Raw genomic sequence first — 276 nt, 5'->3', positions numbered from 1 at the left:
TAGGCGATAAGGTACGTTTAGCTAGTGCTCCATATACCAATCCAGATGGCTGGGAAATAGTAACGTTGCCTAACCGACTGAGTATTGATGCCTATAAAGCTTCTGACCGACCAAGTTCAATTTTGAATATTGGAGATATCCGCATCTATCGAAACGGTACAACCTACGTCAGTTTGAAAGATGTACTTCATCAATTCAACCACAATTTTAAACACTTAGTAAACATCACAGGTCGAGGTGATGTCATCTTGACATGGGATACGATTAAATAAAGGA

At 39.5% G+C, this 276-nt stretch carries 1 protein-coding gene; it reads left to right on the top strand.

Annotated elements, in window-relative coordinates; translation table 11 throughout:
• A partial coding sequence (locus RFK25_RS11640; RefSeq protein ID WP_332413569.1) for a hypothetical protein occupies positions 1-272 on the top strand: 272 nt, incomplete at its 5' end.
• Positions 273-276: the final 4 nt, after the last annotated feature.

It is taken from the genome of Streptococcus sp. SS-4456 (assembly GCF_036680365.1).
In the GTDB taxonomy this organism is placed as follows: Bacteria; Bacillota; Bacilli; order Lactobacillales; family Streptococcaceae; genus Streptococcus.
The sequence above is the reverse complement of the archived record's forward strand: the minus strand, read 5'-3'. Positions and strand labels throughout refer to the sequence as shown.